The organism is Streptomyces durocortorensis (assembly GCF_016901035.1).
Taxonomy (GTDB): domain Bacteria; phylum Actinomycetota; class Actinomycetes; order Streptomycetales; family Streptomycetaceae; genus Streptomyces; species Streptomyces durocortorensis.
Genome location: NZ_JAFEUF010000103.1, coordinates 1 through 6,561, shown reverse-complemented (window position 1 = coordinate 6,561; position 6,561 = coordinate 1). Strand labels below are relative to the sequence as shown.

The 6,561-nt window shown below is 74.4% G+C and carries 6 protein-coding genes; all 6 read right to left on the bottom strand.

Features of this window, described 5'->3' with window-relative positions; all coding sequences use genetic code 11:
* Window positions 1-113: 113 nt before the first annotated feature.
* Window positions 114-1,124, bottom strand: coding sequence for an aldo/keto reductase (locus tag JS521_RS19865; protein ID WP_205084321.1), 1,011 nt, complete (start codon window positions 1,122-1,124; stop codon window positions 114-116).
* Window positions 1,081-2,220 carry an endonuclease/exonuclease/phosphatase family protein gene (locus JS521_RS19860; protein WP_205084320.1) on the bottom strand — a complete coding sequence of 380 codons (1,140 nt, stop codon included), beginning with the start codon at window positions 2,218-2,220 and terminating at the stop codon, window positions 1,081-1,083. Before JS521_RS19860 ends, JS521_RS19865 begins: the two co-directional genes overlap by 44 nt.
* Window positions 2,220-3,386 carry a glycosyltransferase family 4 protein gene (locus JS521_RS19855; RefSeq protein ID WP_205084319.1) on the bottom strand — a complete coding sequence of 389 codons (1,167 nt, stop codon included), beginning with the start codon at window positions 3,384-3,386 and terminating at the stop codon, window positions 2,220-2,222. The genes JS521_RS19860 and JS521_RS19855 overlap by 1 nt, the downstream gene beginning before the upstream one ends.
* Window positions 3,383-4,555, bottom strand: coding sequence for an endonuclease/exonuclease/phosphatase family protein (locus JS521_RS19850; protein ID WP_307847922.1), 1,173 nt, complete (start codon window positions 4,553-4,555; stop codon window positions 3,383-3,385). Before JS521_RS19850 ends, JS521_RS19855 begins: the two co-directional genes overlap by 4 nt.
* Entirely contained in the window at window positions 4,552-5,583 is a 1,032-nt protein-coding gene (locus JS521_RS19845) for a glycosyltransferase family 2 protein (RefSeq protein WP_205084318.1), read from the bottom strand. The genes JS521_RS19850 and JS521_RS19845 overlap by 4 nt, the downstream gene beginning before the upstream one ends.
* 52 nt (window positions 5,584-5,635) lie before the next feature.
* A partial coding sequence (locus JS521_RS19840) for a UbiA prenyltransferase family protein (RefSeq protein ID WP_239487541.1) occupies window positions 5,636-6,561 on the bottom strand: 926 nt, incomplete at its 5' end.

Sequence of the window (6,561 nt, the reverse complement as noted above, 5' to 3'; positions counted from 1 at the left end):
CCCCCCGCCCGGCGCTGCGGGGCGCCCGCCCCCCCCCCCCCGGCCGCGGGGGGGGGGGGGCGGGGGCGCCCCCCCCCCCCCCCCCCCGCCCGTTTTCGGTCACGCGAGGAGCGTCAGCGCAGTTCGGGGTCCATCTCGATCACGCTGTACGGGTACGGGAGCGCCTGGTCGCTCGCCGCGGTGAGCAGGGCCGCGTCGGCCGGGTCCAGGTCCAGGTCCGCGGCGCCCAGGTTGGTCTCCAGCTGCTCCAGGGTGCGCGCGCCCACGATCGGGGCGGTGACGCCGGGCCGGCCGAGCAGCCAGGCGAGGGCCAGCACTGGCACCGCCAAGCCCGTGCGTCCGGCGACCTCGTGCAGGGCGTCCAGCACCCGCCAGGTCCGCTCGTCGCCCTCGTACGCGCTCCAGGACTCGCCCCAGCCGAGCCGCTCGGCGGTCTCCACCCGGGTGCCCGTGGGCGGCCGTTCCGCGCCGCGCCGGATCGCGCCGCTCAGCCAGCCGCCGCGCAGCGGGCTCCACGGGATGACGCCGAGGCCCTCGTTGCGGCTGACCTCCAGCAGTTCCCACTCGGCGGAGCGGTCCAGCAGGTTGTAGAGCGGCTGGAGGGCGGTGAAGGGCTCCCAGCCGTTCGCGCGGCTGAGGTCGACGGCCTTCTGGAGCTGCCAGCCGGAGAAGTTGCTGGCCCCGATGTAGCGCACCTTGCCGGAGGTGACCAGGGCGTCCAGCGTCGCGAGCGTCTCCTCCAGCGGGGTGCCGGGATCCCAGGCGTGCACCTGGTAGAGGTCGATGTGGTCGGTACCCAGCCGGCGCAGACTCGACTCGACCCCGGCCATCAGGTGGTTGCGGCCCAGGCCGCGGTCGTTCTGGCCTTCCCCGGTGCCGTACCGGACCTTGGTGGCGATCACCACGTCGTCGCGGCGCTGTCTCTTCAGCCACCGGCCGAGGATCTCCTCGGAGGCTCCGGCGGAGTAGATGTCGGCGGTGTCCACGAAGGTGCCGCCCGCCTCGGTGAAGCGGTCCAGCAGGGCGTGGCTGGTGGTCTCGTCGGCCTCCCGGCCGAACGTCATGGCGCCCAGGCAGAGTTCACTGACCCGCAGGCCGGTCTTGCCGAGGTAGCGGTAACGCATGGTGGGTTCCTTCGTCGTGGTGGTGGACACGGAGGCCGGCCGCGGGCCGTTCGTCCGGTTCGGCGAGCGACACGGACACCTCCTGGACGCAGTGGTCGGACAGTCCGCGCGGATCGCGGAAGCGGTAGCTGTGGACGCGGGCGCCCGGTGTGCTGAGCACCCAGTCCAGCCGCCACCAGCGCAGGCCCGGGCGAGCCTGCCAGGAGACGGGGCAGACCTTCCCGGCCAGGGCGACGGCATCGGCGCCCAGGCGGGCGATGCGGCGGGCGTCCCCGATGGCGGCGGTGGTGTTGAAGTCCCCGGCGATCAGGGCCGGATGGGGGCAGTCGGCGACGTCCGCGAGGAGTCCCCGGTACTCCTGCCGCCGGTCGGCGGCCCGGGAGCGGACCGCGCGGTAGAAGTCTGCGCGCAACGGGCTGATCAGCCGCAGCTGTACCGGGATGTGGACATTGAACGTGGCGAGAATCCGACCGTCGCCGGGCATCTCCAGATCCACCCGCAGGGTCCGGCGGGCGGCCGTCTCGACGGTCGCGGCGACCGGAAGGCGGGACAGGGTGATCAGGCCGCGGGCGATGACGGCCTGGTGATCGGGGAAGGCCGCGCGCAGCCGCCGCTCGTCGTCGATCAGCCGGTAGGTGCCGTTGAACCGGTCGTGGTGGTACTCCTGGAGGAGGTAGACGTCGGCGTCGAGCTCGCGCAGGAAGGCGTAGAACGGATCGGGGTCGGTGCTCTGGCACCAGTGCTGGGTGTTCCAGGAGACGATGCGCACGGCCCCGTCCGGCGGTGGCCGGCGCGCTCCCCGCAGCAGTGCGCCGGGCGCCAGACCGGACTGCCGGGCCCCCAGCAGCAGTGCCGCGGCGGCCACCGCTCCGGCCGCGAGGTCTCCCGTCACCCCGGCGAGCACCAGGAGTAGTGCGGGCACCGCGACGAAGAGGGGCGGCGGCAGCAGCGAGGGCAGCAGCCAGAACCACCAGCGGCCGTTGAGGGCGAGGTGGGCGGCGAGGAATCCGGCCCAGCCCAGCGCGGCCCACAGCGGCGGGCCCGGCTCCCCCGCGGCCGCGTTCCCCAGCGCCCCGCCGAGGGCGACGGCCGTCATCACGCGGGGGCTCCCTGGACGCCCCGCCGTGCCCCGGCCTCCCGGAACAGGGCGTCGTAGGCGTCCAGGCAGTGGTCCGTCCCGTACCGGGCGCGGGCGTCGCGGCCGCCCTCGGCGCGGCGCTCCGGCGGGTAGGCGGCCACCTCGCGCAGGGCCGCGGCCAGGGCGTGCGCGTCGCCGGGCGGGAAGAGACGGCCGAAACCCGTCTCCGTCACCGGGACACGCATCCCCGGGGCGTCGCTCGCGACCGAGGGGACGCCGAGCATCATCGCCTCCGCCTGCGAGATGCCGAAGGACTCCTCGGCGACGGACGGGAGGGCGAAGGCGTCCAGCGAGGCGTAGAACCCCGCCACCTGGTCGTCGTGGAGGAAACCGGTGAAGCGGATGCGGGGGTCGTCCCCGGCCCGGGTGCGCAGCGCCCCGACGACACTGCCGCCGGCGACCTTGGAGTAGTCCCCCGCGATGAGCAGCCGGGCCTCGGGGTCCGGGAAGGTCCGGAAGGCGTCCACCAGGTGGTGCAGCCCCTTCTCCGGGGCGATCCGGCCGAGGAAGCCGATGTGCGGGCCCGTCGTCTCGCGGAAGGCGGCGGGCGCGGGCTCGCGCTCCCGGCAGGGCGGGGCGATGGAGAGCAGACGGCGCTCGCGCATCAGGGGCCAGTGGCGTGAATGCTCCGCGTGGTCCACGTTGTTGACGACGACGGCGGCCGAGCGGCTCAGCGCCCCGGCCACCGAGGCGTCGACCACCTTGACCTGGAGCGGGGCGAGCGCGCCGCCGGCCAGCCAGACGTCGTCGTGGTGGGTGGCGACGACCGGGGTGTCTCCGGCGAGCCGGGCGACGATCCCGGCCTCCAGCATCGGGAGATGGAGGTTGACGACCCGGGAGGCGCGGGCGATCCGACCGGCGAGCGGGGCGAACCCGGGGCTGACCACGCCGCGTCCGACGCGGGCGACGACCGGGGCGCGGAACACCTCCACGCCGTTCACGGTCTCCCGCGCGGGGTGCCCGGGTTCGTGGCGGCAGGCGACGACGGCGACCCGGCGTCCCCGCGCGGCCAGCCCTTCGGCGACCGTGCGCGCCACTTCGGTGAGCCCGCTGGTGTACGGGAGGTAGTAGGTGAGCACGATCGTCGCGTCGAAGCGGGGCGAGCGCGCGGAGCGCCGGGTCATGACCGGTCCTTCTCGGTGGCCGGGGCGGTGGTGGCCCCGGAGGCGGGCAGGGAGAGGTCCAGCTCGATCAGCCGGTGGGTGGAGAGCGCGGCGGGCGGGTCCTGGACGGACTGCCGGTGCAGGTCGACGCGGGGCGACACGAACGCCCAGTCGAGCCGCCAGAGGGCCGGGCCGCTCACCGGGAACGTCGCCGGGTACGCGGTGTCCCCGGCGTCGGCGGCGTCCCGCAGCCCGTCGAACCAGCGCAGGTCCCCGGTGCCCGGCAGCACGTTGAGGTCCCCGGCGAGGACCACCGGGTGCTCGTTGGCGTCGAGGTCGTCGCGCAGGGCCCGGAAGTGGCGGTCGCGGCGGTCGGAGAGCTGCCGCACGGAGCGGTGGTAGGCGGCGGTCAGGGGGTTGCGGTCGACGTTCAGCAGATCGGGCAGGTGCGTGTTGTAGAGGGACAGGGTCTCGCCGTCCACGTCGATGTCGGTGCGCAGGACGCGGATGTTCCAGTAGTCGGCCCAGGAGGTGTCGGGCGGGGCGAGGCCGTCGGGCCGCAGCGCCCGCACCGAGGTGATCGGGAAGCGGGACAGGGTGAGGAACTCCCCCTCGGTGGCGATGTGGAAGCCCGGGAACTCCCGTCGGATCCGGGCCAGATCATCGATCGGGGCGGGTTCGTCGCCCCGGGCGTTCTGGTACTCCTGCAGGAGGTAGACGTCGGCGGAGTGGGACTTCAGATAGGCGTAGAAGGCGTCGGTGTCGCTGTCCTGGTCCCAGAAGAAGGTGTTCCAGTTGACCACCTTCAGGGCACCCGGGGGTACGGCCGGCTGTCCGCGCAGCAGCGCCCCGGGGTGCAGCCCGGTCTGCCAGGAGCCCAGCAGGAGCGAGACCAGGACGACGCCCACGGCCGCCCGCCGCCGGTGGCGGATCAGCACGGCCGGGATCAACAGGACGAGCGGGAAGAGGAGATGGAGGAGGGGCGGGGCGAGACCGAGCCCGTTCCACACCCACCACCGGCCGCTGAGGAGCGCGCGGGCGGCGACGAACAGGGCCCACAGCACGGCGACGCCGAGCAGCAGCCGGCCGGGCCACCGGCGGACCCGCTCTTCCCGTTCGGCCGGTGTGCCCGCGTCGGCCGCGACCGGCTCCGCGGGGGCGGCGCTGTCCGCCGCCAAGGCCCCCGTCACGGCGTGACCCGTACCGCGGCGAGGTGCGCGCCCGGCTCGTACAGGCGCCGGAAGCGGCGCGAGGCCAGCCACTGGAGGACGCCGACGCCCGCGCCCGCCGCGATGACGGCGTTGACGACGGTGTGCGCGAAGGCGAAGTAGGCGGCGAACAGGGGGCCCCGGCGGCGCAGCACGAAACGGTACAGGGCCGTGTCCGCGAGCAGGGTGAGGGCGAGCAGGGCGGCCGGGACGAGCAGCCAGGGCGCGGCGATCAGGCCGAGCGGCAGGGTGATCAGGGCGAGCAGGGCCGCGATGCTGGCCCCGGCCCGGGGTCCGGTGGCGATACCGCCGGGGAGGTCGCCCCGGCGCACGTACAGCGGGATGTGCAGCCGGGTGCGGTGGAAGACCTTGCGCAGGACGACCCGCCAGGTGTCGTCGTGGTCGTGCCGGCCCCGGACGGCGGTGGAGCTGTGGACCTCGTAACTCCGGCAGATGCGGGCGGCGTAGTCGCCGTCCTCGGTGTGGCGCAGCCGGGGGTTGAAGGGGCCGATCTCGGCGAAGACCCGGGCGGGCATGGCGCAGATCGCGGTGTGCAGGGTGCCGATGCGGCCCTCGGTCTCGGCCAGCCAGTAGAACTGGTGCAGGCAGCGGTACTCCTCGATCAGGCTGTCGCGGATGAGGGGTTCGGCGTCGTAGGTGCCGCAGACCGCGCCGATGCGGGGGTCGGAGTCGAGCAGGGCGACGGCGTTGGCGATCGCGTCCGGTTCCATCGCCACGTCGGAGTCGACGAACACGACGATCTCGCCCCGGGCGTGGGCCGCCCCCGTGTTGCGGGTGGTGGCGACCCCGCTGTTGACGCCGGTGCTGATCACCCGGACCCCGCAGGCCTCGGCGACGGCGACGGAGTCGTCGGTGGAGCAGTCGTCGACGAGCAGCACCTCCAGGGGCTCGTAGGTCTGGGCGAGGGCGGCGCGCAGGCAGAGTTCCAGGGCGCGGCCGTAGTTGTAGTTGGGGATGACGACGGAGACGAGGGGGTGCTTCCGGTTCATGGGACGCCTTCGGGCGGTCGGAGGGGCGGACGGGCGGGCCGGACGGAGACGGTCAGCCGGAGGGGTGCGTGAGGAGGGCGAGGGCGACGAGGACCGCCCACAGGCCGGCGTTGACGAGGGTCGCGCGGTCCCGGAAGAGGACGTGGACGGGGTTGCCGCCGCCCTCCTCGACCAGGAGGAGCTGGAGGTAGCGGGCGAGGCCGAAGACGGCGCAGGGGGCGGAGAGCAGGATGACGAAGGAGGCACCGGCGGCGAGGGCCGCGTCGTCGCGGAGGTAGAGGACGTAACTGACGGCCGTCAGCACGGCGACCAGGACGACCAGGTGGTCGAGGAAGGCGAGCGTGTAGCCGCGCAGGGCGGGGCGGTGGGCGCGGCCCGCCGCGGTCATCTCGTGCCGCCGTTTGCCGAGGGACAGCATCAGGCAGAGCGAGAAGACGCAGAGCGCCAGCCATTCGGAGAGCCGGCCTCCGATGAGCAGCGCCCCCTGGAGGAGCCGGAGGACGAAGCCGGTCGCCACGATGAAGGCGTCCACCAGCGGTACGTGCTTGAGTCCCTGGGAGTACGCGAGGCTCAGCGCCAGGTAGAGGGCGGTGGGCCACCACTGCCAGGCGGGACCGGCCACCGCCCAGCCGGTCAGCGACAGGGCGAGGAGCCCGGTCAGGACGGTGGCGGCGGCCGGGGAGACGCGGCCGGAGGCGATCGGGCGGTGGCGTTTGACCGGATGCAGGCGGTCCCGCTCCCGGTCGGCGAGGTCGTTGACGACGTAGACGACGGCGGAGGCGAGGGTGAAACCGAGGATCGCCCAGCCGGTGCGCAGGAGGTCGGCGGCCCCCCAGGGGTGGGTGTCGAGGAGTGCGAGCGGGACGACGGCCAGGTTCTTCACCCACTGGCCGGGGCGCACCAGCGCGAGCAGGTCACGGGGACGGCTGCGGCGGCGCTCCTCCGGTACGGCGGTGGGGGCGGCGGCTGTGGGTGGCC

Bases quoted from the DNA above. Each gene is read 5' to 3' on its own strand.
- JS521_RS19865 (WP_205084321.1), bottom strand. From the start codon at position 1,124: ATGCGTTACCGCTACCTCGGCAAGACCGGCCTGCGGGTCAGTGAACTC.
- JS521_RS19860 (WP_205084320.1), bottom strand. From the start codon at position 2,220: ATGACGGCCGTCGCCCTCGGCGGGGCGCTGGGGAACGCGGCCGCGGGG.
- JS521_RS19855 (WP_205084319.1), bottom strand. From the start codon at position 3,386: ATGACCCGGCGCTCCGCGCGCTCGCCCCGCTTCGACGCGACGATCGTG.
- JS521_RS19845 (WP_205084318.1), bottom strand. From the start codon at position 5,583: ATGAACCGGAAGCACCCCCTCGTCTCCGTCGTCATCCCCAACTACAAC.